Annotated in this window: 16 protein-coding genes and 1 tRNA gene; 8 read left to right on the plus strand and 9 right to left on the minus strand. The window is 62.7% G+C overall.

Going from position 1 to position 26,581, the window contains the following annotated elements; genetic code table 11:
- The first annotated feature begins 162 nt into the window (after positions 1–162).
- The 3 genes from SGJ19_20385 to SGJ19_20395 are packed head-to-tail and all read left to right on the plus strand — an operon-like array spanning position 163 to position 2,004.
- Positions 163–369: a hypothetical protein gene (locus tag SGJ19_20385; GenBank protein ID MDZ4782612.1), complete on the plus strand. Its 207-nt coding sequence runs from the start codon at positions 163–165 to the stop codon at positions 367–369.
- Between the two features lie 52 nt (positions 370–421).
- Entirely contained in the window at positions 422–1,039 is a 618-nt protein-coding gene (locus SGJ19_20390; protein MDZ4782613.1) for a hypothetical protein, read from the plus strand.
- Positions 1,036–2,004 (plus strand): hypothetical protein, encoded by a 969-nt coding sequence (locus SGJ19_20395; GenBank protein MDZ4782614.1) that lies wholly within the window; start codon positions 1,036–1,038, stop codon positions 2,002–2,004. Before SGJ19_20390 ends, SGJ19_20395 begins: the two co-directional genes overlap by 4 nt.
- Here SGJ19_20395 and SGJ19_20400 read toward each other — a convergent pair.
- The 5 genes from SGJ19_20400 to SGJ19_20420 all read right to left on the minus strand — a co-directional run bounded on the left by SGJ19_20400 (position 2,001) and on the right by SGJ19_20420 (position 4,713).
- On the minus strand, positions 2,001–2,795 hold the full coding sequence (locus tag SGJ19_20400) for a hypothetical protein (protein ID MDZ4782615.1): 795 nt from the start codon (positions 2,793–2,795) through the stop codon (positions 2,001–2,003). The two genes, SGJ19_20395 and SGJ19_20400, sit on opposite strands and share 4 nt — an antisense overlap.
- On the minus strand, positions 2,773–3,036 hold the full coding sequence (locus SGJ19_20405; GenBank protein ID MDZ4782616.1) for a hypothetical protein: 264 nt from the start codon (positions 3,034–3,036) through the stop codon (positions 2,773–2,775). The genes SGJ19_20400 and SGJ19_20405 overlap by 23 nt, the downstream gene beginning before the upstream one ends.
- Positions 3,033–3,296: a hypothetical protein gene (locus SGJ19_20410; GenBank protein MDZ4782617.1), complete on the minus strand. Its 264-nt coding sequence runs from the start codon at positions 3,294–3,296 to the stop codon at positions 3,033–3,035. The genes SGJ19_20405 and SGJ19_20410 overlap by 4 nt, the downstream gene beginning before the upstream one ends.
- Positions 3,297–3,300: 4 nt before the next feature.
- Entirely contained in the window at positions 3,301–4,263 is a 963-nt protein-coding gene (locus SGJ19_20415; GenBank protein ID MDZ4782618.1) for a site-specific integrase, read from the minus strand.
- 377 nt (positions 4,264–4,640) lie between these two features.
- Positions 4,641–4,713 (minus strand) — tRNA-Glu (locus SGJ19_20420).
- A gap of 283 nt (positions 4,714–4,996) precedes the next feature.
- Between SGJ19_20420 and SGJ19_20425 the strand changes: the two genes are divergently transcribed.
- The gene (locus SGJ19_20425) at positions 4,997–5,578 is read left to right on the plus strand and encodes a DUF6677 family protein (protein ID MDZ4782619.1); all 582 of its coding nucleotides are present in this window, start codon (positions 4,997–4,999) and stop codon (positions 5,576–5,578) included.
- Between the two features lie 3 nt (positions 5,579–5,581).
- Entirely contained in the window at positions 5,582–5,788 is a 207-nt protein-coding gene (locus SGJ19_20430) for a hypothetical protein (GenBank protein MDZ4782620.1), read from the plus strand.
- Positions 5,789–5,813: 25 nt separating this feature from the next.
- On the opposite strand, the gene SGJ19_20435 is transcribed toward SGJ19_20430, so the two are convergent.
- Entirely contained in the window at positions 5,814–6,407 is a 594-nt protein-coding gene (locus tag SGJ19_20435) for a LysM domain-containing protein (protein MDZ4782621.1), read from the minus strand.
- A 191-nt stretch (positions 6,408–6,598) separates the two neighbouring features.
- On the opposite strand from SGJ19_20435, the gene SGJ19_20440 reads away from it, so the two are divergent.
- The gene (locus SGJ19_20440; GenBank protein MDZ4782622.1) at positions 6,599–11,050 is read left to right on the plus strand and encodes a hypothetical protein; all 4,452 of its coding nucleotides are present in this window, start codon (positions 6,599–6,601) and stop codon (positions 11,048–11,050) included.
- Here the strand turns inward: SGJ19_20440 and SGJ19_20445 are convergent.
- Positions 11,047–19,848 (minus strand): S8 family serine peptidase, encoded by an 8,802-nt coding sequence (locus tag SGJ19_20445; GenBank protein MDZ4782623.1) that lies wholly within the window; start codon positions 19,846–19,848, stop codon positions 11,047–11,049. The two genes, SGJ19_20440 and SGJ19_20445, sit on opposite strands and share 4 nt — an antisense overlap.
- A 588-nt stretch (positions 19,849–20,436) precedes the next feature.
- Between SGJ19_20445 and SGJ19_20450 the strand changes: the two genes are divergently transcribed.
- Positions 20,437–22,071: a hypothetical protein gene (locus tag SGJ19_20450; GenBank protein ID MDZ4782624.1), complete on the plus strand. Its 1,635-nt coding sequence runs from the start codon at positions 20,437–20,439 to the stop codon at positions 22,069–22,071.
- A 12-nt stretch (positions 22,072–22,083) separates the two neighbouring features.
- Positions 22,084–22,776 (plus strand): TonB-dependent receptor, encoded by a 693-nt coding sequence (locus SGJ19_20455; protein ID MDZ4782625.1) that lies wholly within the window; start codon positions 22,084–22,086, stop codon positions 22,774–22,776.
- A 175-nt stretch (positions 22,777–22,951) separates the two neighbouring features.
- Here SGJ19_20455 and SGJ19_20460 read toward each other — a convergent pair whose 3' ends face one another.
- Both SGJ19_20460 and asnB read right to left on the minus strand, forming a co-directional pair.
- Entirely contained in the window at positions 22,952–24,388 is a 1,437-nt protein-coding gene (locus SGJ19_20460; protein ID MDZ4782626.1) for an ATP-binding protein, read from the minus strand.
- A gap of 81 nt (positions 24,389–24,469) precedes the next feature.
- Entirely contained in the window at positions 24,470–26,401 is a 1,932-nt protein-coding gene (asnB, locus tag SGJ19_20465) for an asparagine synthase (glutamine-hydrolyzing) (protein ID MDZ4782627.1), read from the minus strand.
- Between the last annotated feature and the right edge of the window lie 180 nt (positions 26,402–26,581).

The following is a 26,581-nucleotide window of genomic DNA, read 5'->3' on the forward strand; positions in this document are numbered from 1 at the left end:
ACCAAAACTTTTCCCCACATTTTGTGGCCGATAAAAGCAGCTTGCTACCGTCCGACATTTGTCGGGCCAATGTCTTTTCGCAAAGGGTCATCGCGCCGTTGTAGGAAACTTCGCACCATGCAAACCGCACTCCGCGGTGAGCGATAAATGGAGCGAACGACGATGGCAACGCAACCGGTTGAATCCTTGGCCCTGCGACCGCGTGAGGCGGCGAAGGCTTTGGGCGTGAGCGCCAGAACGCTTTGGGGGCTATCTGCGCCACGCGGCCCGATTCCCTGCCTTCGCGTGGGAAGCGGCAAACGGCAAACCGTGCTTTATCCGGTGGCCGACCTGCAACTCTGGCTGAGCCGGCAAGCGGTGCACGGCTGACTCCGTTCGGCCGCGGAGACTTCTTAGACAACTTCAACCTCCGAGGTTTACTATGTCCAAGTCTTCGATCGAAAGCATCTCTACAACCAATGGCAAGCCAGCACAGATTGGAATTGAGACCGATCCCTTTGATCTAGACCGGCTCCGACTCTCGCAAAACTTTGGCGAGGCGCTCGGAGTCAAGAAGATTCTGACCACGCTCCGTTGCCGCAAGCCCGACAAACAAGAGTTTGTCCGCGTGCGGCCAGGCGATGAATGGCGGCTGCAAACCGCGATCCTCGAAGATCGTGTCAACCGCGAGGATTACATCGTCGACCCTCGCTTACACGCCGACGTAGCAGAATTCCTGCAACCTGTCGTGTTGCTCTTGGCAACTACCAAGCAGGGAAATCCATTTCTCTGGCGGTGCAAGCTGCCGTCGTCGGACGGACGCCCGAACGCCTGGAACGATTCGATGTTGGCGGCGGCTCACGCGGCGGAAACGAAGTGGGTTCGAGTCGCGGCGAACATGCAAGCTGGGCTCTACGACGTGTTTATCGCCGCCGGGGAGCTGGCCGAGCCAGAGTGGCCAGATCTGACATTCCAGCAACTCGTCAAGCTTTGTTTCCAGTCGCGATTTATTGCCAGCCCGGATCACCCGGTACTCAAGCAACTGCGCGGCGAAGCATGATCGACACGTTCAGAGAAATCTGGTTGGCGGACTTTGAATTCTCCGCGCCCACCGGCGAGCGGCCTGAACCGCTCTGCCTGGTGGCGCGAGAATTCCGCACCGGTCGCTTATTGCGGCTGTGGCGTGCAGACCTGCAATCGTTGCGGCTGCCACCCTTCGAGACGGGCAAGGGGACGCTGTTCGTCGCCTACTACGCCAGCGCAGAGCTTGGCTGTTTTCTTTCACTGGGCTGGCCAATGCCCGCGCGAATCCTCGATTTGTTTGTTGAGTTTCGTAACGCCACGAATGGCCTACCGACTGAATGCGGTAGTGGCCTACTCGGTGCGCTGGTCCATTTCGGGCTCGACGGCATCGCATCTGCGGAGAAGCAAGAGATGCGCGAGTTGGCGATGCGCGGCGGCGACTACACCGACGCCGAGCAAGCGGCCTTACTCGACTACTGTCAAACGGACGTGGACGCACTCACCAAACTGCTGACCGCAATGCTGCCCGAGATTGACCTGCCGCAAGCAACCTTGCGTGGTCGCTACATGGCCGCGGGGGCACGAATGGAATCGATTGGCGTGCCGATCGACCTTGAGACCCTGGAACAACTTCGTGAGTCTTGGCGGTTGATTCAAGGGAAGCTTATCGAGCGGATTGATGCAGACTTTGGCGTGTACGTTCCGCGTGGTCAAAAGCGACTCGACCATCGCAGCGATCCGCGCGGACGCTTCGAAAACGGCAACGCCGGCGGACCTGGCCGGCCCAAGAAAGCACCGCCGCCGCGCGAGATCAACCCCAGCCTGGTTGTGCAGCCGATCGAACTCATGCTGCTGCGCGACGCGCTGCTGTTGCGCGACGAAATGATGCAGCACATCCGAAAAGACTGCCCGCCTCACATCGTCGCCAGGCTCGAGCACTTGCTGCGCGAAACCGATCGCCTGGCCGGTCTCAACCCAGACGAACAGCGACCGCCGCGTTAGAATGCGGCCGAGGCGTGTTCACCGATACGCGACCTCATAGAGCAACAGCCGCGGCGGCGATGATCACGTCGCCGCGGCCACGCCTCACCACGCCTTCCACGACCGCGTGCGCAAAACGTCGCGCACAACTCGCGTCGAGCCCCGCGATCGTCGAAGCAATCCGCGCCGCGATCGACCTCCGTCTCGTGCTGCTCCGCGTTCGGTCCGCGCGACAGCAGTCGATCGACGAGCTCGCCGGCGACGTCGCCGACGGCGGTTGTTGCGCACAAACCGCCGCCCTCCCTTGAACCCTCACCCTCTGCGCGCTGCAAAGGTGAAGGTGAAGGTGGAGATAAATCTCTTTCCTGAAAGGTACCAAGGCGCGACGGCGGTTGTTGCGCAACAACCGCCGTCACGTCGGCCTCGTCGTCGCTCGATCGTGACTCATCGGCGAACGAAAGTTCGCCTTGGTCGGGTGGAGCAACGCGACGACCGACGCGGACGTCGGCCGGCTCGTTGAGATACACACTCCACACGCCGTCGCGTCGATCGACCACGTGCAACAAACCATGCGCGGCGAGCGTTTCGAGCGCCCGCCTCCCACTGCGATCGCCGACGCCCTGATCACCGCCGACGTCGCACGCATGCGTCGACACGCTCGCGCAACGACCGCCGGCCAGGTCAAACAAATACAGCCAGGCCAACTTCGCTTCGCCGCTGAGACGAGGCCAACGCTTGACCACGCCCCAGCAATCGCCGGCGGCCGCGGGCGCCGCCGGCGAATCGGCCTCATGCCGCCGGCTTCGGTCCATCGCCGCTCCTCCGGGTCACAATGGGCTCGCGGCCGTCGAACAATCGCCGCTGACCGATCTCATCGTCGTCGCTGACCCACGTGTCCAATCCGTCGTCGACCTCGACGTTGGCGAACAACTGCCCCGCGCGGTGCCGCTTCAACTCCACGCGCGCCACCACGCGCGTCGGCACGCCGCCCGGCCCGCGTTGGTAAACGATCAACACCCCCGGGCACGGCAACAACAGGTCTTCGCTCGTCATCGCAAACCCTCCCGCCGACGACAGAGACAATCGTCGCCGGCGTCGCGCTGCAACGCCTGCACTTCCACGATCGCCTCGTTCACGGCCACCATCCCGATCGCCTTCCCGCGCACGACTCCCACCGCCGGCGGCGCCACGATCCTCCATTCGATCGCCGCCCGCCGGCGGCACCCACGACTCGCGATCAGCACGATCGGCCCGTCGCTCGAATCGAGCACCAAAGCCTCCACGTCCGAAGTCGACAAACAAAGCGCTCCCATCGCTTCATCCTCCTTGCTGACGTTGAAACAGTTGATCGAACTCCACCGGATGCGGCGCACGCTCCACCGCCTCCCGCAACCACTCCGTCGCGTCCACGTACAACTCGCTCGTCGCGATCGACGAGTGATCCAACATCGCCCGCACCGCATGGGCGCCGCCGACGCGCGCCACCTGCGTTCCGCAGGTCGCCTTCAACGCGTGCAGCTTGTACCACTCGCCGCGGCGAACGCCGGCGGCCGCTTGAATCCTTCGCCACTCGCGATAGAGCGTTCGCCAGGTCGCGTACGGCCAGGCAAACACGCGCGCGTCGGCCGAGCGAATCGCCACCAGGTGGCGCACGACGACTTCCTTGAGCGGCTTCAAACGCTCGACGCCGCACTTGTCTTCCTCCGCGCGCACGCGAAGCGTGCGGCGCGCGAGATCGAGGTCACTCCATTCGAGCGACAACATCGCTTGCCGACGAATGCCCACCTGGCTCGCGACGACGATCCACGCGCGCCACCATGCCGCCGGGGTCACGCCAGCGATCGCCGGCGCGACCGCCACGCCGCACGCGGCGTAGATTTTCCCGAGGAGCTCCTGCGGCGACGGCCGCGGCCGTCGCCGCGGCAACTTGAGCGGCTTCGCCCAAGGCACTTGCGCTATCAAGCTCAACGCGTCACGGTTACGCGGGCCTGCCGGCCCCGCTTTCGCAAGGATGGCGCCGATCGCCGCCAGGTGCTTATTCACCGTCGCCGGCGAGAGTGATTTTCCGCGCCACGCGCGCTTCGCGAGCTCCGCTCGAAACGTCGCCATCGTCAAGTTGGAAACAGCGTCGATCGGAGGATCCTCCGTCAGCGACCGCCACAACGTCAGCGCCTCGCGATACGCGGCCAACGTCTTCGGCGCAGCCTGGGGCAAAAAGTGCGGCTCGTACGTGGAGTAATAAAAGTCCCCCACGCGCAGCAGCACACGCTGCAGCGTCATGGTGCGTTCCTCGCGTTTTACAAACGGCGTTCACGCACGCGACATAAGAAGCGAACGTGAACTAGAGTTGCTTAAGGGACGCTCGTTGTACCGCGCGTTTCAGCCGTCGGCAACACTTTTCGCCAGCGCCGCGCAGCGAAACGGCCGTTGCCCGGAGGCAACGGCCGTCTTCGATGTGCGTGCGGAGAAGCCTTAAGCGGTCACATGCAGCGGACGCGAGGAGCGGAGAATCCGCAACTTTTCCGCTGAATCACCGTTGGAGTCCTCGCGGTGGCTCCCTTCTCCCCACGCATTCTATCAACCACAACTCGCACCGCGAGCCGCGAGAATTTTCTGCCAAAAAGAGGTCACCCGAATCAAACTCCGGTGCCCACAACTACCCCCAGCGGGAGTCGAACCCGCGTTGCCGGACTGAGAACCCGGAGTCCTAGGCCACTAGACGATGGGGGCCTTCAACTACTGCCAAGCCCCAAATTCTAAATCGCGGTCCGTGCCACGGCAACCGCAGGCGTGCGGAAATCATGGGCCGCAGTCTGCGCCAGGAATGGTGTGCTGGAAAATACGATTTGCGGAGCAAGACCTGCCCGGATCGCCCGAATTCCCCACAGGGCGAACTGTGCCGCGAGCGCCACGCAGGGCTGAGGGCGGTTCGATCTGCTCTGGCGTTTGCCCGGTCGACCCCTAGAATGAGGTCGATTTCCGCCTTTGCTGTGTTTCAGGAGTTTGCCTGCCCGTGGCCAAGAATCCCGTGATCGTCACCGCGCCGGACGGCAGCCGGATCAACTTACGAGATCCCTTCGTGGCCGGTTTTTTGGCCTGGCTCATCCCTGGCGCGGGGCATCTCTACCAGGGTCGGACCACGAAAGGCATCATCTTCCTGACGTGCATCCTGGGCACCTTCGCCTATGGCGTCTTTATCGGCGGATCGCAGGTCGTCTACGCCTCGCTGCGGGCGGAAGATTACTACCGCCTTTCGTTCGTGGGCCAGGCCGCCGTGGGCTTGCCGGCGTTGCCGGCGCTGGTGCAGCATTTCCGCGTCGAACGCAAACAGCCGCCGCTGTGGAACGGCTGGATGGCCCCGCCGGACGTCATCAAACGCGGCAATCCAGGGATGTCGGAATTGGATCGCCTGCAGGGCGACCCCGGGCGCGATTTCGACTTGGGAACGACGTTTACGATCATCGCCGGGCTGCTCAATGTGCTGGCGATTTACGATGCCGCCAAGGGACCGATGTTCATGCCGCCGGACGAGCGCGAAGCCAAGCGCAAAGCCGCGGAGGGAAATACGTCGACCGAACCAGGCACGGGGAGTTAAGCAATGACAAGCGGACTATTGCTGGCGATCGGCCCCGTGCATTTGATGCACGTCGTGCCGCTGTTGGTCTCAGTCAGCCTGGTCTATTCCGCTACGCGCTGCGAATCGACGGAAGAAATCATGCGCGGGGCCTGGAAAAGCGCCGTCACGTTCGGCGGTTTCCTGGTCGGCATCTTCATCGTGCTGGCGTTTTTGTCCTGGCTCGTTTGAACCAGGCGACCCCGGTCGCTTTCGCCTATCGACCGGTCGAGTTGCTCGGGGCCACCGGCGCAAGTTCTTCATCGTCGTCGGAAGGCGACTCGCTGCGCGCCGGAATGACGAGTTCGACGCCAATCGGCAATAGCTCTGGATTCGAGATCAACGCTCGGTTGGCCTTCAAGAACTCGCCCGCCCGGGCGGGATCTCCCAAGTACCGATCCGCTAGGGACGCCAAGGTGTCCCCATCCATGACGCGGTGCTTGCGCTGTCCCGCGCCTGCCGACGAATCGGTCTCGTCTCTCCATGCGCTAGACGTGCCGGCGGACACGTCGCTCAGCGGCTCTTGCGGAAAGGACTTGGCTAACGCGGGAGGCGGCGCAACCAGGTCCACCGGCCCGCGCTGTTCCGATACAACGTCAACGGAGGGCGCGCGGTTGATCTTGCCCAAGAGATGCGTGCCTGGCCCCTCGGTCATCGGCGGCTTCTTCACCGTGATGCGCTGCGGCGCAACGCCGTTCTCGGCCGAGCTTTCCGGCTTGCGCTTGAACGTCAGGGCCGCGACGATCGCGACTACGAGCACGACAAAGATCACCACGGCCTTGAGCGGCGGCGGCTGGGTTTCTTGATCCATAGCGGCAAGGGCTCCTGATCGTTACCCATCGGAGCGGGCGGGAGCCGCACTTTCGCGCCCCGCGCGGAATACCGCGAATTCCGTCTGGGAAAACTCTGCGGCCGTCAAAGGCGTGCTTTGGCCGTTGCCGGCAACTATACTAATCGCCGGCGGAAATCGCTCCTCGTCAAGCAACTCGCGACCCACGAACCATGAAACGACGACCCTTGCGCCGCGTCGTCTCCCGAGGACTCGAGAAACGAGCCCTGCGTTTGGAGTCGTTGGAATCGCGCGCGCTGCTGAGCGGCGCGCCGCCGGGATATTTGGCCGGGCCCGAGTTTCGGGTGAACACCTTCACTGCGGGCAACCAGCAGTTCGATCCGTTTAACGCCCAAAACGTGGCGATGGACGCCGATGGTGACGCTGTGGTCGTGTGGGTGAGCGATTCGCAGGACGGCAGCGACCGCAGTATCCATGCCCAGCGTTACGCCGCCGACGGCACGGCGGCCGGCGACGAGTTTCAAGTCAGTCTGTACACGACGAACAACCAGATGAACGCGTCGATCGCAATGGACGCCGATGGCGATTTCGTCGTGACCTGGAGCAGCAAGGGGCAAGACGGTTCGGACTATGGCGTTTACGCGCGTCGCTTCAACGCCGCTGGCGTGCCGCGCGGCGGCGAATTTCGCGTGAATCAAGAGTCCGCGGGCTATCAACGACTTTCGACAATAGCCACAGATGCGCAAGGCAACTTTATCGTCGCCTGGGCCGAGCGACCGTCCGAGCTACAAATCTGTCCCTGTCAAATCATGGGGCGCAGGTACGACATGGATGGCGTGCCCTTAGGGGACGAATTTCAGATCAACGAACCCTCGACCGATTTTGTTACAGAGCCGCACGTGGCGGTCAACGGACGCGGTGACTACGCGGTCGTCTGGCGGCGGAGCCAAGCCGCTGGGACGGACGACGTCTATGGCCGTAACTTCGCAGCGGACGGCACGCCGCGAAGCAGCGAATTTCGCGTCCACCAGCGCACGGAGAACCAACAAATTCGCTCCGGCGTAGCGATCACGGCCGCAGGCGAGGTCATCGTTACCTGGCACAACCAGTCCACGGTCGCCGGCGTGATCGAACCGCGGCACGTCTTCATGCGCCGCTTCGCGCTGGACGGCACGCCGCTTAGCGACGACACGCGCGTTAATACTTCGCCAGAGCCAGAACATCGCAACCCCGCCGTCGTCGTGACGCCGGCCGGCGACTCGGTCGTGACTTGGGCCGGAAAGAATTTCGAGGAGCCCGGAAACAACACGTTCGGCGCGTTCCTTCAGCCGTATGACGCGAGCGGGAACGCGGTCGGCGGCGAAACGCTCGTCAACGTTACCACGGCGGGACAGCAACAATTCCCCGCGATCGCCACGGACGCCGACGGCGACTTTCTGGTGGCCTGGTCGAGCTTGGGCCAAGACGAAGGCAACGAATTCGGCATCTATGCCCGGCGGTTCGAGCGTGGCGCGGACAGATCGCCGCCCATCGTCGGCAATGTCTTCGTGGGAGGGGACGAGCATGCCATGCGCGAACGCGAGGTGCTCGTGCAACATCCCGAGCGGATGGTCGTGACGTTCAGCGAAGCGATCGATCTATCGCCGGGCGGGGCCCGCCAGCAGTGGCGTCTGCTGCGCAATGGCGTGGACGAAAGCGAGCGACTGGCCGCGGCGACGTACGTGTTCAACGGCGCGGCGAATCGCCACGAAGCGACGCTCGATTTCCAGACACCGCTGCCGGACGGCGACTACGAGTTGATCGCCTTGCCCACGCTTCGCGATCTCTCCGGAAAAATGCTGGACGGCGACTACGACGCCGTCGGCGGAGACGCGTTTACCCGGCGTTTTACGATCACGACTCCGGAAGCCAAGGGCCCTCAACTGTCGATCGCAACGGGAGACCTGTTGATCGACGACGGCGTGCCGGGCGCCATCGCGCGGGACGCGGCAGGCAATTTCATCCTCGTCTGGCCTGCTGCGGGGCAAGGCCTTGATATCCGAGCACAGCGGTACGACGTCAACGGCAACGCTGTCGGCCCGGAGATCGCTGTAAACAGTTTGCTTGCCGGCGACCAGAAACAGCCGACCGTCGCGATGGACCATGACGGCAATTTCGCCGTGGTCTGGACGAGCATCAACGAACTCGGTGAACAGGACGCGGACAATGAAGACATTTACCTGCGGCGCTTTGACTCCGCGGGCAATCCGTTGGGCGCCGAGCTGCGCGTCAACGTCTCCGACAGCGGCGTGACGTCGCCGTTTGTGCAACAGCGGCCAACCATTGGCATGAGCCCCACGGGCGAGTTCGTCGTGGCTTGGGAAACGAGCGCACATCCAGGCGGCGGCGGAGTCGATATTCACTTCCAGAGATTTAACGCCAACGGTTCGCGAAGCGGAATCGAGACGCGAGCCAACTTTGAAGAGGAGGACACGCAGCGTTTCCCGCACGTGGCGATGGATGCGTACGGCGACTTCGTTTTGACTTGGACCAGCCGTCGACAAGACGGTTCGATCCCCGTCAGCGATGGTGTCTACGCCCGCCGTTTCTCAGCGGCCGAGGGAACGCTCGTCGGCAGCGAATTCCTCGTGCATCGCGATGATGTGGCGGGAGAACAGCGCAGATCAACCGTGGCGATGGATTCTAGCGGCAACTTCGTGATCGCCTGGCAATCGGTCGCGTTGGGCGCTGAGGACATTTACGCCCAGCGATACGCGTCCCGCTTAAACGGCGCGCTCAGCTATGAATTTGCTGTCGGCCCTCGATTCAGGGTCAATCAGCAAACGGCCGGTCCACAGCAGCGCCCCGTGGTGGCGATGGACGCGGATGGCGATTTTGTCGTGACCTGGCAGAGCAACCACTCGCCGCAATTGAACGATATCAAATATCGTCGCTATGCCTGGAATGGCACGGCGCAGAGCGACGAGTTGGCGATTGCCGATGTTGGAACGCCCACGCAGCAGACCTTGCCGCAGTTGGCCATGGACAGCCAAGGCAATTTCGTTCTGGGCTGGCATGCGGAAGAATCGCCGACCCCGGGCCTCTTCGCCCAGCGCTTCGTCGGTTTCGTGAATTCGCCCCCCGCCGCCGACGCCGGAGGATCGTACGCCATCGCCGAGGGGCAGCCGCTCCAACTCAACGCCGCGGGGAGCGCCGATGTCGATGCCGGTCACGCCGCGCAACTGCGCTACGATTGGGATCTCGACGGCGACGGCGCCTTCGACGACCTGGTCGCCGCCGATGCATTGGCGACAGTCACTTGGAACACGCTTTCCAGCCTGGGCGTCGTCGACGACGGCCAATATGCGATCTTCGTGCGCGTCACCGATCCACTGGGAGGCGTGTCCGTCGACAGTGCGACGCTGAGTTTGTCGAACACCGCGCCCAGCCAACTCGTGCTCGTGACCGGCGCCGCGATCGACGAAGGCGGCGAAGCCATGGTGACCGGCACGTTCGTCGACCCGGGATTTCGCGACGAACACCAACTGCGGATCGACTGGGGCGACGGGACGATCGAAACGCTATCAATTCCAGCCGGGTTACAATGGTTTTCCTTCAAGCACGTGTACGTTGACGACAATCTCGCCGACTCCTTTCGGATCACCGCCCGCGTGATCGATGATGACGAAGGAATGAGCGATCCGGCTGAGACGTCCCAAACGGTTGCGAACCTGGCTCCGTTTTCTCTGGCGGTTCAACTCAGCGATGCGAGAGAGGGCGAAACGTTGACGGTCGTAGGTAGCTTCTTGGACGCTGGAACGGGCGATGTACATGACGTCTACGTCGATTGGGACGACGGCCAAGGTCTAGTGAAATTGCCCGCCGCTGCAGTTGTGGCGCGCCAATTCACCGCCGCGCATGTGTACCGCAATAATCGAAACGATGTCGAAATTCGGTTGCGCGTCCACGACGACGACGGCGGAGTCGTGCAAACGACGCGGCGCGTGAATGTCGAAAACGCATCACCGGCGAATGTGGTGCTAACATTGGCCGTAAACGTTGTGGCCGTGGACGGGTTGGTGCAATTGAGTGGGACTTTCACCGACGCCGGTCTTGACGACCGACATATTGTCGACGTGTTTTGGGGCGACGATTCATCACCACAGTCGATTCCGTTGCCAATTGGCGCACGAAACTTCGTCGCCACCTATCGCTATCCACTCCCAACAGCTTACGTCATCTCCGTCACAGTCTCAGATGAAATGGATGAATTGGCGACTGGAACGACCACCGTTCAAATCATCTGCGGAGTTTCCGGCGATACCAACGCCGATTGCGTCGTGAACGTGGCGGACCTCAACGCCGTCCGCAACTTTTTCGGCACCGGCGTGCCTGGCGGCCCGCGCGTCCCGGGAGACGTCTATCCCTTCGACGGCGTCGTCAATGTGAACGATCTCAATCAAGTGCGCAACCAGTTCGGCGTCAGCGCCCCGGCGCCGCAGTCGAATCACGAAAGCACCATCGCGCCGCGCATCGACGAGCACTCGGTCAGTCGATCCTTGACAGCGCTGGACGCTGTCTTCGCCCGTTGGACGAACAACGAGCTGCCTCCACGGTTGTTGCTCGACGACGCCGGTCAGCCGCGTGGAACCCAGCGACGCAAGGCCGTGATGAGCTCCCGCTAGCGACGCGGCTTGGCAGGGCGAATCGGCGTTACCGCGGCGGCTTGCCAATTCTGAAAGAGCAGATCGGCCGCGCGTTGGCGTTGCTCTGTATGTTGCGTTGGCGTGTGCCGCGTCATCGCGCTAGGTGCGCCAGCGGGCGTAGCACCGAACTGATTGCGCACGGCGTTCAGATCGCTGATGTCGACGTCGTTGTCGCCATCGGCGTCCCCAAGTCCTTCACCGCCGAAGTTGTTGCGAACATTGTTCAAGTCAGTGATATCGACGCGGCCGTCCTCATTGGTATCGCCGACGAGGCGGGGCGCGACCGTGACGGTAAAACTAACAGGATTTGCAAACGCGCCGGCGGTATCGAACAGCACCAGGGTGACGGTGGACGATCCCAGCGCATCGTCGGCGAGCGTGAATCGAAGCGTCCCGTCGGCGCTCACCTGCGGCCGTCCGGCGACGCCCGCGAAGATCGCCGTATGCGTATCATAAGTCGGATAGAAGAAGACGTTCTGCGTCAGCTTTTCGTCGTCCGGTCCCACGCTGACGTTGGTCGCCCAGTTCGGAATGATGTGCGCGCCGGAGTTCTTCGGCACCACGACGTTTTCGCCGCGCGTGAACGAAGGCGGATCGTTGACCGCATTCACCACGATGCGATATGACTTCGCGGCGGACACGGCCCCCAAGCTGTCGCGCGCCACGATCGACAGATTGGCAATCCCGTTGGCGTTGGGCGCCGCGCGAAATCGAATCGTGCCGACGGCGTCGATCTGCGGCCGACCGAGCGCCGTGAACAGTCCGGGATTGTCGTTCTCAACGACGAATTCCACGGTTTGACTCGCCCGCTCATTCTCCGCCCCTGGTGAAATACTTGTGATCCGGCCGGCGTAAACCTGCGGCCCGCCGTCCTCCTGGGCGTCGGTGACGTCCGGCCCGAGGACAAAACTCGGCGCGTCGTTCACCGCGTTGACGATCAGCCGGAAGGTTTGCGGATCCGACGTATCCTGTCCGCCGCGTTCCGTGCCGCCGCCGTCTCGGAGGCGCACCCGTACGCCGGTCTCGCCAAAAGCGTCCGGGGCAAGTCGGAAGCTCAATCGGCCCAGACCGTCGATAGTTGGCGGCACGGCGAACAACGACGGGTCGTAGCCGTCGACGAGATAGCTCAACGGTGGTTGCGGCGTATCGTCCTCGCCGTCGCCATAGGATTCCAACTCCGCGAAGTCGAGATTCATCGTTGCGTTCGCGGGAGCGTCTTCGGCAAAAATCAGCGTGTCGCTGCCGAACAGCAGCGACGGCTTGTCGTTGACCGGCCGAACGGTGACGGTGAAGGTCCGCGTGAAGACGCCGTTGTCGGCCGGCGACAGCAAGTTCAAATCAGCGCCGCCGTCGGTAACGGTGACGGTGACGCGCGCCGCGCCCCACTTGTTCGCCGCGGGCGTGAATCGCACGGCGCCGGCCTTGGTGATGATGTTGTAATCGCGCACGAGCGCCAGGAACAAAGCGGGATTGTCGGAGGACACTTCAATCTTGAGCGGCTGCACTTCGCCGCCGCCTGCGGTGATGTCAGACAGTACAATCTTCGTTTCCAAGGCGTCTTCGTCGACCACTTGCGGCGGAATCTCATTCAACGTCGGCGGATGGAGCACGGAGCGCACTCCGATATCAAGCAACGGCAACACTTGATTCTCGTTGCCGGTCAACTCCACGTAATGAGCGCCATTGACTTTTGCATTGGTGAGCAACGCCACGCGGTTCGACCAGCCGCTCGATACGACCACGTCCGGTAGGCCATCATTGTTCAAGTCGCCGGCGGCCACGCTGAGATGTTCCGACGCGCCAAACCGCGCGACGCCGACGTTGTACGGTTGCACCGCGGCGAAACCGACGGTCCCTTGCCGTCGTAAATTGCGCAACACGCTGAGGCCGCGCACCGCACCGCCGCCGACCTTCGTGGTCACCAGCAGGTCGTTGTCGTTGTCGCGGTCAATGTCCGCGACCGCGAGCGACATTGGCGAGGCGGCCAAATCGAAGTCCTGCCGCGTCGTAAAGTTGCCCTGAGTGTCGTTCCACCGCACCGTCACGCTGCTATCGAAAACGTTCGCGGTCACCAGGTCGCGGTGGCCGTCGTCATTCAGATCGGCGAGCGACACCGACGTCGGTCCTCGGCCGGTCGCAACGGTCGACGCGACTTGGAACTCGCCCGCCACATTGCGCAAGACCGTGACGTTGTTCGAACCGAAATTGGCGACCAGCAGCTCGGGATAGTCGTCATCATCCCCATTCAATTGCGCTGACGCAATCGCTCGGGGCGATTGACCCACCGCAATGATTTGCCGAAACGGCGGCGAGTCCGGAAACACGCCGCCGCCGGAGTTTCGCAGCACGCGCAAGTTTCCTTCGGACTCGTTCACCACGGCCAGGTCCGTTCGGCCGTCCTGGTCCCAGTCGCCGGCCGTGATCGCAGTCGGCGCAAACCCAGCCGCGTACACGCCGCCCAAGACAAACCAACCGTGACCGTCGCTCAAGAACACCGTGATCGTACTGCCAAACTGATTCGTCACGGCGATATCGAGCCCGTGCGCGCCGTCGAGTTGCGCGGTCACGATCGACGAGGGGCCGCTCGCCAAAGTACTCGCCGCGGAAATGGCGCCCAGCCGCTCCAGTACGCCGCCGTTGTTACGGACGATCGTCACGTCGTTCGACAGCGCATTGGCCGTGGCGACGTCCTGATCGTTGTCGCCATCGTAGTCGAAGAGCGCCACCTCCTGCGGGGCGTCGCCCACGGGCGTGACCGATTCGGTGAACTTGTTCCCCAGCGGCGCGGTAGTCGCCTGATCGTCGGGCGTCACGGCCCTGACCGCATACACGCCGCCGCCAAGATTGTTGAACTCGTACACGCCGGCGCTATTCGTCTGGTCAATCTCGTCGCCGTCGCTCTTGTGGCCGGAGTGATCTCTGTCGAGGTACACGTCGGCAAACGGCATCGGCAATTCACCGTCATTGTGGACGCCGTCGCCGTTGGCGTCGCGATAGTACCTGCCGGTAATCCGCCCTTTGACGCTGACGCCGTAGTTGCTGAACTGATAGAGGCCGAAGTCGCGACCGACGGCGGCCTCGGCGGCGTCCAACTCGACGACGTATTCCGACTCCGCCTGATCCGCGCGCGGCGACGTCTGGAGCCAGCCGCTCAACTCCGCCACGCGCACCTTGAACGGCAGGAACGGCTGAATGTTTGTCAGCACGTAGTTGCCGGCCGGATCTGTGATGGCAATCGGCTCGCGCGTACCTTGCGAATCGATCGGAAAGCGATCCAGCACGCCGTTGCCGTTCAGATCGAGATAGACCTCGCGGCCGGACAATGGCGGCTCCACGCCCGCGGCGAAGATGCCGTTCTGATCGAGGTCGTGAAACACGCGTCCGCGGATTTCCGCCCGCAACGGCAACTCGCCGAAATCGAAACCAGACGCCGACTCGCCGGCGTACAGGTCCGCGCGGTGCTGTCCGCGCGAGTTGACAAACGGATGTACGCCGGGTTCCTCGGCGACGGCTACGTTCAGATCCGCAAAACCATCCGAGTTCAAGTCGCCCACGGCGAGACTGGCCGGAGCGCCCGCCGGCGAAAGTCGCGATGTCCCTTCGATGGTGAACTTGCCGTGGCCGTCGTTGAGCAGGGTCTCGACGCGCCTCAAATCATCGAGCGCCACGGCCGCGTCGAGATCGCCGTCGCGGTCCCAATCAGCGAGCGCAACGTCTTGTGGCAGGCCCGGCAGTTCAAGCGTCGCTTCCGCGGTCGCTTGAAAGACGCCATCGCCACGGTTCACTAGCACGCCGAACTCCCGCGCGGCGCGGCGTAGGCCGATCAAATCCAAGTCGCCATCGCCGTCCATGTCGGCGGACTGATAAGGCGTGACCGCGTTGACCAGGTTAGTCGACTGCGAGGCGTCGAATTGACCGCCGCCGAGGTTCAACAACAGGTCCGTCCCCACGATCAGGTCGACGGTCGCGCTCCCTGACTGATTCGGATTGAAATTTCCCGCCACGATCGCTTCCGCCAGTCCGCTCACGTCAAAAGATTGCGACGTTGGAAAAACGCCCGCACGATTGTTGAGCGCCACGCGCAGTCTTCCGCCATCGGAGCCCGCGTTCGGCTCCAGCCAGACGAGATCGACAAATTGATCGCCGCTCACGTCCACGAGCAGCGGCGCACTGGGGAAGTTCGCGGTGTCGATGACATGTTCCGGAGCGGCGAACGTCCCGTCGCCGCGATTGCGCAACAAGGTCAGATTGCCCGCCGACGCGGTATGCGCCACGATGAAATCAACGTCGCCGTCGCGATCGACATCGCCGTGCGCGAGCGTGCCGGCGGCCCATGGGACGCCAGTGGAAACATAAACCGGTGCGGCGAAATTCCCCTGACCGTTGTTCTTCAGAATGATCAGCCGGTCGGACGTGGCGTCCGGATTTGACTCGAGCGCCACCAAGTCGAGATAAGTGTCCGCGTCCACATCGACGGCCACCAGATCGGCGATTGACACGTTGGCTTCCAAAGCCGAAGTTCCGGCAGCCGTCAACCAACTGGGCGAGGTGCGTTTCCAACCCGGCTGCGATTCCGTCGCCACGTAGTGCACGCCTGGCGGCAAATCCTCGAACGCATACACGCCATCCGCATCCGTGACGACGAATGTCTCATCGCTATCGCGCTTGCCGTCACGATCCTTGTCGAGATACACGACCAACCCGGCCAGGGGCGGCTCGTTGGCGTCGCGAATTCCGTCGCCGTCCTGATCTTGAAACCGCACGCCGCGCAGTTCGGCCTGGTAGCGTTCCACGGCGCCGACGTCCGCCGTCATGACGCCGTTTCCGTCGCCGTCCTGGGGACGTGGTGCGCCGAGTTGATCAAATGCCGGCGAGCGCGCGGGATCGGCGGCATCGATCGCGAGGCTATTTGGCAATAGTTGATGTACCAGCGGCGTGCCGTCGGACGGCAAGCCGACCAGCCCCGCAGCGGCCTGTGAGTTCACTTGATCCGTTGCCCGTCCAAATCCCGTCGCGCCGTTCGAAGCACCGACCAGGTTGTACCCGAGACTGGCCAATACGCCGCCGAGATCGATAGGAGTAACGCCCGTGCGGTTTCCGGCAATCAAGCTGCTCTTGATAGCCAGCGTTCCGCCCGCTTCGCCATAGATGCCGGCGCTCCCGGCATCGGAATTGTTCTGCGCGATCGTGGCGTGAACCATCGCCGTGACGGCCTCGGCCGCGCTAAATACGCCCGCGCCGTTCGCCGTGGCATCGTTGTTCGAGACGGTCACGTTTTCCAGCACGAGCGTCGCGGCGGCGAGCACCGAATCCTCGTCATAGCTCGCCTCGTAGCGCTGCAGGAAGATTCCCCCGAGATCGCCGGCTCCTTTGCCGTTCCAGACGATCGTGACCTGATTCACCGAATTGGCGGCGACGCGCGGATTGAGCTGGCTGCCACTGGTCGTCGAGTTCACGCGGAACTCGGCGCTGCGCGGATGGCCTTGATCGTCGAACTGTCGCGCGTACACGCCCCACCCTTCGCCGTCTCGTCCCAAGCTGGCGAACGTGGCGATCAGGCCGCCGTCGGCCAACGCCGCCAAGGCTGCTCCACGTTCGAGACCAGTCGAAGTGGTGCTCAATGGAACGACGCCGGCAATCGGTTGTCCCGAGGAATTCAACAACCGATATTCCAGTTGCTCTGTCGCACCGCCATCGCTGATGCGGCTCCACGCCACGGCGTAGCCGTCGCGCGTGGCGACCAGGCTCGTCGCCAACAACGACGCTTGGGCAGCGCTGGCAATCACCAGTTCCGTGCCGAGCGGCTGCGCGGAGGCGTCAAAGAGTTGGCCGCGCAGCGAGAATCGACCATCCACCTCTTCGGTGGACCAAACTACCAGCGACCTGCTATCCGCGTCGATCGCCGCGAGACCGCCCGTTTGTTGCCCGGCAGTAACCGAATTTACCCTGCGATCACGGACTTGCTCGCCGCTCAGGTAAAACCGCGCGAACACGCCGTCATTGTCACCAGCGCCCATGCCGTTCCAGACGACGAGGATTTCGCCGTCATCGTCGATCGACACGCTCGGCGCCGTTTGATGTCCGGCCGCTGCGGGATAGGGAACGACCTCCGTCTCGTCGAGCATGCCGTTCGCGTTCACGCGGCGAACGTGAATGCCCCAGCCTGCGTCGTCGGCGAGGTAACCCTGCCAGGCAATCACGCCCTCGCCCGACTTGTTCATCGCCACGGTCGGATGCACGCGTTGCGGACCGCTGATGTTGACGAGTAACTGCGGCCCGGGATTGCCGGCAGCGTCGAATCGGCGCGCGTAGATTCGCCCGGAGTCGCCACCATCGAAACTTTCCCAGACGACCAGACTGTTGTTGGCGTCATCCATTGCCACGACCGGCAGTTGTTGTTGCGACGCGTGCGGCGTGTTCACCAGGACTTCGCCGCCGACGGTCTGCAACGAATCGAGCGCCGGTCGCGTGCCGTTCGCTGCCGCCGCGTTGTATACGCCGCCGCCCTCGTTCGCCGTGTTTGCCACGAACGAGGTTGCGCGCGCGTCGGCCCGCGCACCATCGCCGTTGTAGAGGCCGCCGCCAAGCTCCGCTTCGTTATCGCGCACGACGACGCCGTCCAACTCAAGTTCGCCCAGATTGCGAATGCCGCCCCCTTCGGCGTCTGTCTGCCCTCCCCGGACGGTCAGCTTTTCGAGTCGCAGTTTTCCGCCAGGACGCACGTCGAACACGCGGTCGATCGAGTTACCGTCGATCACCGTCGCGGCGAAGCCTTCCCCTGTGATAGTGATCTCCGTCGTGATATCGAGATCGCCGAACTGAGCGGCGTCTTCGAGGCCAGGACGCGAAAGTTGAAAGACCGTCGGTCCCAAGGAATTGAGCGCGGACAGAATGATCTTCGTCGGCGCGCCACGATCGGTGGCCTGGAGAATCGCCTCGCGCAGCGTCACGCCCGTCGCGGGATCGTCCAACGGGCTTGTCACGCGAATCACGCCCGCCTCTTCGACCGCGACATCAAAGCCTTCCAGGCTGCCGCCGGCGACCGAGTTCCCGACGACATCGAACACGTTGTCCGGCAAGCTGCGCACGTCATACCGCGCGCTGTCATCCGCCGTCCACGAACCACCCGGCGGCGTCAGGATGTACGTGACCTCGATCGATTTGGCGTCGTTCGCCGTGCTGTACGAAACCGGCGCCGCCTCGCTCGTCCAAGAGCTGTTCCCCAGCCGCACGACGGATAATTTCGACAGTGGCAGCCGATCGCGATCAATCAAGTCGTTGTCGAAGTAAGTGACTCTGATCTGCAGCGACATACCGTGCGCTTCCGTGATCGTCGCAATAGGCGTCGTCAACGCGCGGGGCGCGATCGTATCTGTTTTCAACGCTTTGTACGCGTTCAACCGGCCGGCGCTGGCCACGACGCCTTGCAAGCCGGGCACGTGATCGACCCCCTCAAGGATCGCGTCCCGCACTTCCTTGACCGTGGCCTGCTCAAAATGACTCCAGATGAGCGCCGCCACGCCGCTCACGTGCGGCGCGGCCATGCTGGTGCCGTTGCTCGTCTTGTAGCAGGAAACCTGTACGCAGTCCCCGGCCCAAGTGCTCAGGACGCCGATGCCCGGCGCGGCGAGATCGACCGACGTAGGTCCATAGTTGCTGAACTTCGCAAGTTGATCGGCACTGTCGACGGCCGCGACGGAGAGGATGTTGTCCAACTCGTAACTGGCGGGATAAAAGGCGTTGGAGTCGGTGTCGACGCCGGAGATTCCGTCCTGCCCGTTGCCCGCCGCGGCGACGAACAGGATGCCCTCATCGCCTGCACGCTCAATCGCATTCTCCAGATCGACTTGCGGACCATAACTGCCGAAGCTGGCGTTCAGGACGCGAATTGGCGTCCCGCGCTGCCGCATATCCTCAGCGTAGTTGATCGCCCGAATGGCGTCCGACGTGACGCCCCGGTTGTTCGCGTCGAGGACCTTGAGCGACATCAATGAAGTTTTCCACGCCACGCCAGTGACGCCAATGCCGTTGTCCCCCACGGCGCCGATGGTTCCGGCCACGTGCGTGCCGTGCCCATGATCGTCGTAGGGATCGTGGTCATCACATGTGGGGCTTTTAGGATCGCCATTGCAGGGACGGTCGTTGACGAAGTCGTAACCGTGGATGTCGTCGACGAAGCCGTTGTTGTCATCGTCAACATTTGGCAGACCGTTCGACTCCGTGACATTCCTCCAAATGTTGGCAGAGAGATCCGGATGATCGTAGGCAATGCCCGTATCGAGCACAGCCACGACGACCGATTCCTTGCCGACTGTGATGTCCCAAGCCGACGGCGCATTGATGTCGGGTCCGGAATTCTGACCCGGCGTGGCTTGCCCGGTGTTGTTGAGACCGACCTGATCGACGAAGCGCACGTCGTCAGGAACTTGCGCGCCTTGAATCACGCTGTTCGGGCCATAAGAACTGACCCAAGGATTCGCCAGCAACGCCGACGCGATTTCCTCCTGGCTCGCAGTCGAAGACACCAGTACCTGTCCGGGCAACCCAAGGCCGCGCACCCCCAGAAACCAAGGGCCGATGCGAGCGTTGTTCAAGAGCGGCGCCACACCAGCGGGACCGCTTGCCGTGTTGAGCGCCTCGGGCCGAAGCCGGACAATCCATTCGTGTTTCGGCGCTGCTGATTGCAACGCGATCGCACCGCTACCGGGCTCATCCTCTACGGACGCAAACCAGGCTGGCGATACCGTGTCGTAATCCAAAGCAACCGGATTCAGCACCGCAAGCAAACGTCGCGACTCAAGCGGTTCGACCCATGCATGAGAACGCGTGGCTCGCGCGCGCTGGCGCAACTTGTCTGGACGTCGCGCACGGATAGGTTGATTCATCACCAAGAACCCAGGGAGGAGACGCTACGACTCGGACGCCGACTGCGCCAACATAATTTTCCAAAAACCCCGTCCATCTTAACACAGTGGCGACACAGAAACCTTTCCTTGGAAACGCAATTTCCTGGGTACGGACGACGCACGCCCTACGTCCGGTATCCGGCGCTCTGAGCCTAAAAGCGGACGGACTTTGCCCGATGAGCGCGCAAATTCCCCAGATTTTCGAAAATCAAGTTCGCCTGCCGACCATGACGATGATGACGGTTGTAGGGGGAATCGTGACAGTAGCGTTTGCGCGGCCAATGCGGCCGCGCGTGATCCTTCCTACCACTCGAATCCGGCCATGAAACCCTCCAACAGCGGTGGCAAATGTCGACATGCTTGCTCCGCCCTTGGGGAGGTCGCGCCCCAAATCCTTGGGCGGCACTAGTTTGTTGCCTGACTTTGGGCGTGGCCGCGTGGACGAGTGCTGCGGAAGAAATGGACGAACCTTGGTCGGTAGTGCCGGACGCGTCGGCCTCCGACGGCCCCGACGCCATCGTCAGCGACGATCCCTACCTTTCCCCGGACGGGCAATACGTCCGCCCCGTGAGCTTTCAGCCGCAGCCGGCGCTGACGCCGGCGACGGAGTTTTCCCCCGATGTTGCACTTCCGGCCGCCGCCGCGAGCCTGATCGCGGAATCAGGGTTGGCCACTAGTTTCCTGGGACGCCCCGGCGCACCCCGGCGATTCTCCCCCGCCACGTCGGTCGTCTACGGACGTTTGGCACGCCCGCGGATTCCGACGGACGGCGGCAGCATGCTGCTGAAATCGCCAGCTGCGGTAGGCGTAGGCGTGCAGCGCAGAACGCCAATCGTCAACGACCCGCGCATTCGCGGCAGCCGCATCGGCCAGTTGGCGGCGTCCGGCTCTTACTGGGTGCCCGCGCGTGAAGATCTCGACACGATGTTGAGCAAAATCGATGCGCGCGCCATCGACACGATCACGACGATTCGCGGGCCGTACAGCGCGCGCTATGGACCAGGCTTCAACTTCATCGACGTGCAACTGCTCGCCGCACCGCGTTACGCTGACGGCGACATGATCGAAGGGATGACCAGCGCCGACTATCAAACCAATGGCGAACAGTTCTACGGCCGCCAGGTACTCACCGGCGGCAATGAACGACAAGGATACCGCGTCGGCTACGGCCACCGCACCGGCAACGACTACGAAAGCGGCAACGGAACCGACATTCCAAGCAGCTACAAATCACGCGACTTGGAACTGGCCTACGGACTCGATCTCACGGAAGATCAGCACGTCAACGTCAGCTACTTGCGGCTCGATCAGACGGACGTGGAGTTCCCCGGTTATGCGTTCGATCTCAACTATCTGGTGACCGACGCCGTCGACGTCGATTACACGATCGAAGATCAGGCCGCCTTCGATCGCTTCGACGCCGAGTTCTGGTACAACCGCACCCACTTCAACGGCAATGCCCAGCGCACCGGGAAGCGCCGCCAGTTTCCGCTGTTCAACTTTTTCAATTTAACAGCTTTCACCGACGTTGATTCCACGTCCACGGGATATCGATTCGCATCCACCTGGGGCGACGATGAGACCGGTACGCTCACCGCGGGCACGGATCTCCGCTACCTCCGGCAAGAGCTCAACGAACTTTCCACCGGGCGGATCGGCCTCACGATCTTCGAGAACGCCAATTCGCCGATTCCCAAGTCGGAGTCGCCAAATCCCGGACTGTTTGCGGAGGCTCAAACACCTCTCACCGAGCGCTGGACCGTCACTGCAGGAGCGCGGGCCGACTACGTTGCCCCGAAGATGCTGGAAGACGTGGCCAATCTGCAAGCCCTGGGACTGGCGCAACCGCAATCGTCACTGGCGGAAATCCTAGGCACCGATGACTTCGATCAGGAGTACGGCCTCTGGGCGGCATACTTGAGCGGCGCGTATGAAATCGATCCGCATTGGACGGCGACGATCGCCGGCGGCCATGCGGAACAAGCTCCGACCATGACCGAAATGTACGCCGCGCAAACGTTTCTCTTCGTGCTACAGAACGGCCAGAACACGGTTACCGGCGATCCCCGGCTCGACAATCAACGCTTATGGTAGATCGATCTCGCCCTGCAATGCGAATATGATCGCTTCCGCGCCGGCGCGAATGGCTTCCACGCCTGGATTCATGATTACATCACCTTTGAGAACATGGGCGTCTTCCGCGGCCCACCCCAGGGCCAGGTGGAGCAAGTTAGTTTGAAATACGTCAACACGGATCTGGCCACGTTGACGGGCGCGGAACTGTTCATGGAATACGACTGGACGTCGCGATGGACTCCCTTCGCGACGCTGTCTTATGTGGAAGGGCGCGATCACACCCGTAACGGCGATTTCGCCACGCGTGAAGCATCCTCCGGCCAGTCCAGCGAACGCGTTTACGGACTCGAACGCGGCGCCTTCAGCGGCGTCGCTGGCAGCGACGAGGAACCGTTGCCGAGCATCGTGCCGCTGGAAAGCCGCCTGGGGCTGCGATTCCATCAAGCGTCCGACCAACCGCGCTGGGAGTTGGAGTTCCAGGCTCGCGTCGTGGCGGCGCAAAATCGCGTGGCGACCAGTCTGCTGGAATCGCCGACCGCGGGCTTCACAACATACGATCTCCGCGGCCGCTGGCGCGCGACGGATCAACTGCTACTTTTGGCCGGCGTCGAGAACCTCGCCGACAAGCAATACCGCGAACACCTCGACTTCCGCTCCCCCAGCGGCATCTCCGTGTTCCAGCCCGGCATCAGCTTTTACAGCGGCGTGGAATTGAATTACTAGCCGCTCCCTCCGTCGGTAGCCGAGGTCTGTGATCTCGCGAAGTTGGCGCCGCGCTACCATGAGGCTGCCTGATCTGCGCCAACTACGCATTTGTGAATGCGTAGCATACGCTGATAGTGCGCTTGCCGACGGCGCGGCCGAGGTCACAGACCTCGGCTACAGACGGAGAAGTGCTTCAAAAGCCCAAGCGGCCGCGTAACCCGAGCGGGGCGCCGAGGGAACGGGCGTTGACTTCTCCGCCGCGGCGGAGGAGTTCGTCGAGGGCGGCTTGCACGTCTTCCGTGGCGATCACGCCGTCGTCGGCGCGTTCCATTTGGAACTGTACAGAGCGCCGGATCAGTTCCTTGATAAATGCGCCGCTTCCGCCCTCGGATTGGGCGACCAGCAGTTCCTCGACGTCGACGGGAAGTTTGACGCGCCGTCCGTAGAGTTGCGCAAGTTTGCGGCGACCCTCTTCATCGGGGCAAGCAAATTCGATCGCCTGGTCGATCCGCCCCGGCCGCGCCGCGAGCGCTTCCTCCAAATCCTGCGGGCGGTTCGTCGTGAGAATGAACAAAATCTCCGCGTCGTCCTTGAGCCCGTCCATCTCGTTCAGCAACTTATTGAGCATCACTTCGGTGCAAGGGCCGTCGTGTTGTTCGCGGGAGCGGGCGATCAGGTCGACGTCTTCAATCACCACGATGCTGGGCTGCAACAGCCGCGCGAGCGACATATACTCCGCCAGCATTCCCACTTGTTCGCCGGTCATCAGCAACGTCGTTTGGCCTGGCATCGACGTCGACAAATAGCGGATCGTATGCGTCTTCCCGACCCCCGGCGGGCCAAACAACAACAGCCCCTTCTTTTTCGATTGCCCAAGCTCGCTTAAGCGCGCCCGCCGGCCGACGAAGTTGATGACGTTGCGATCCAGCAGCGCCAGAGTTTCGTCCGGCAGGATGACTTCCTCGCGTGCCACGGGCGCGAGCGTATGCACTTTCAGCCCAGTGCCTTCGCCGGAATACTCGTCCGAGGCCTCCAGCGAGAGAATCTTGCCGCGATACGAGGGCGCCAACCGCACTAATTCCTCGATCCGCGCATAAACCGCTTGGATCAGTTCGCCGCCGGGGCCGTCGTTGGGCGCCGCGACGTCAACGCGCACGGTGCCTGGGCCGTGCATACTGCGCACACGCGAAAGCAGAATCGCCCCGGGGCGCTGCTTGCCGTGAACCAGCCACAGGCTACTATCTTGCACGCGGACCGGCGCCGCCTCGCCGATGTTGACTTCCTCATATTGCACTGGCACTTGTGTCGCGACCTGCGTGCCGGTCAGTAGGTGCGCCAGTTCGATTCCCTGGAAATACTCATGTTCGTATTTCACTCCCATGAGCCGGGCGACCGTCAACTCGCCGCCGAACATCGCGTCAAACCCGCGTTGCACGTCGGCGCGCATCCGCATGGGAAACTGACGTGTGGCGACGCGCAGTTCGCCGACCGGAGTTGGTTGAAAATGACGCTGGAGTAAGTAGTAGATCGCATGGGTTTTCTCCGTATCACGCCGAGAGATGGCCGCGATGACCGCGGCCGCGACGAATCCCGCGACGAGGCCCAACAAGATTCCCCAGAGCCAAGCCATCGTATACACCGTACTACATGGACCTGAAGTTTCCCGACTACGCCTGGACTCGGTTGCCGCCGCGAACGTTCGCGCGAATTCCTACCTTCCCGCGGCCGTGTCGATCCATTCCCGGTGCCAGAGTTCCAGCACCAACAGCGCCCACAATCGGTAGGCATGATCGAAACGGCCTGCCTGGTGGTCGTCAATCAGTTGTTGTACCACGTCGGTGCGAAAATAGCCTCGTTCGGTCGTCCGGCTATCGAGCAGCACGTCACGGACATACTCGCGCAATTCGTTGCGAAACCAATGATCGAGCGGCACGCCGAAGCCCATCTTCGCGCGGCGTCCCACGCTCTTCGGCAGTAGCCCGCCGAAGACCTCGAGCAGGATGCGCTTCCCGCGCCCGCGACGATACTTGTAGCGCACCGGCATGGCGGCCGCCAATTCAACCAATCGATAGTCGAGGAACGGCTGCCGGCACTCCAGGCTGTGCGCCATCGAGGCGATGTCCACCTTGGTCATCAAGTCGCACGGCAGATAGGTCGTCAGGTCAGCCAGGCTGAAGGCCGTGATGGGATCGCGCCCCGCCGAGCGCGCCACGCCGGTTCGCAGGAACTGCGCCGGGTCGACCGCCGGCAGCGCCGCGAGAAACCCTTCGTCGTACAACTCCGCTCGCCGGACGAAATTGAAGATGCAGCTCCAATCAAGAAACCGCTCGACCGGCTCTTGGCTCAATGCGCCGACCAGGCGTTTGAAGCGTCGCAACGGAGATTTTTGCCTTACGCTCCCTGGTAACCGCTGCCAGAACTGTGCGCCGACGAAGGCCCGAAGTGGTTCCGGCAGTTGGTCAAACTTTGCCGCCAGATCCGCGGCGCGATAGCGTGGATATCCGGCGAACAATTCATCGCCGCCATCGCCGGTCAGCGCCACGGTGACATGTTGGCGTGTGAGCTGCGAAACGTACCAAGTGGGGATCGCCGACGAATCCGCGAACGGCTCATCGAAATGCCAGATCAGCTTGGGCAAGATGTCGATCGCGTTCGGCGTGACTCGGAATTCCTCGTGCCGCGTGCCGAGATGCCGCGCCACCTCGCGGGCATAACTGGTTTCATCGTACTCCGGTTCTTTGAAGCCGATCGAAAACGTGCGTACCGGCTCCTTCACAAGTTGCTGCATCAACGCGACGACGATCGACGAATCGACGCCGCCTGAAAGAAACGCGCCGAGCGGCACTTCGCTTTGCAGCCGGACTTCCACCGCGGACGTCAACAGGTCGCGCACCTCGGTTGCGTATTCCGCGTAGGGTCGCTCGCACTCGACGCGAAAGTCGGGCTGCCAATACGGGGCGACTTGCAGCTCCCCGTCCCGATACACGGCATAGTGCCCGGGCGAGAGCTTGTGAATACCCCGAAAAATCGTCTGCGGGTGCGGGACGTATTGGTACGTGAGATACGCGTCGATCGCGCCGGGATCAATTTCGCGCGGCACGTCCGGCACGGACAGAATGGCCTTCAACTCGCTGCCAAACAACAGTCGGCCCGCATCGTGTCGATAGACCAGCGGCTTTTTGCCCAACCGATCGCGCGCCAGAACCAGTTGCCGGTTCCGGCCGTCCCAGAGGGCAATGGCGAACATGCCGTTCAGATGCTGGAGGAAATCGACCCCTTCGTCCTCATACAGATGCACCAGCACTTCGGTGTCGCTGTTGGTGCGTAGCGTGTGGCCGCCGCCTTGCAAGCGCCGACGCAACGTCGGGAAGTTGTAGATCTCCCCGTTGAACGTCACCCAGATCGAGCCGTCTTCGTTCGAGAGCGGCTGCTGTCCACCCGCCACGTCGATGATTGACAACCGACGGTGTCCCAAGGCGCACCCGACCACGCTGCCGGGATAAGGGGGCGTTTCGACGTGGGCGAAATACTGCCCCTGGTCGTCCGGCCCGCGGTGCGTGAGCGCATCGGTCATCCGCCGCACGGTCTCCGCGGAGACGGCGCGATCCGCCCGAACCCAAGCTGCCCCGGCGATGCCGCACATGCCAACTATTTTAGGCCGCGAACCTGAAAGCGGATATGCGGATGCTGCGGAATGTTCGGGCCGCAGATTTTACGCAATTCAGCGCGCTCAATTACGCTGCGAATATCGCTTAGTTAAGTAGGGGAGCAGGCCGGTGACGCCGTCGTCGCTTCAAACGGCCTGTGCAGGATTTTCCGCGAG

It is taken from the genome of Planctomycetia bacterium (assembly GCA_034440135.1).
GTDB lineage: Bacteria > Planctomycetota > Planctomycetia > Pirellulales > JALHLM01 > JALHLM01.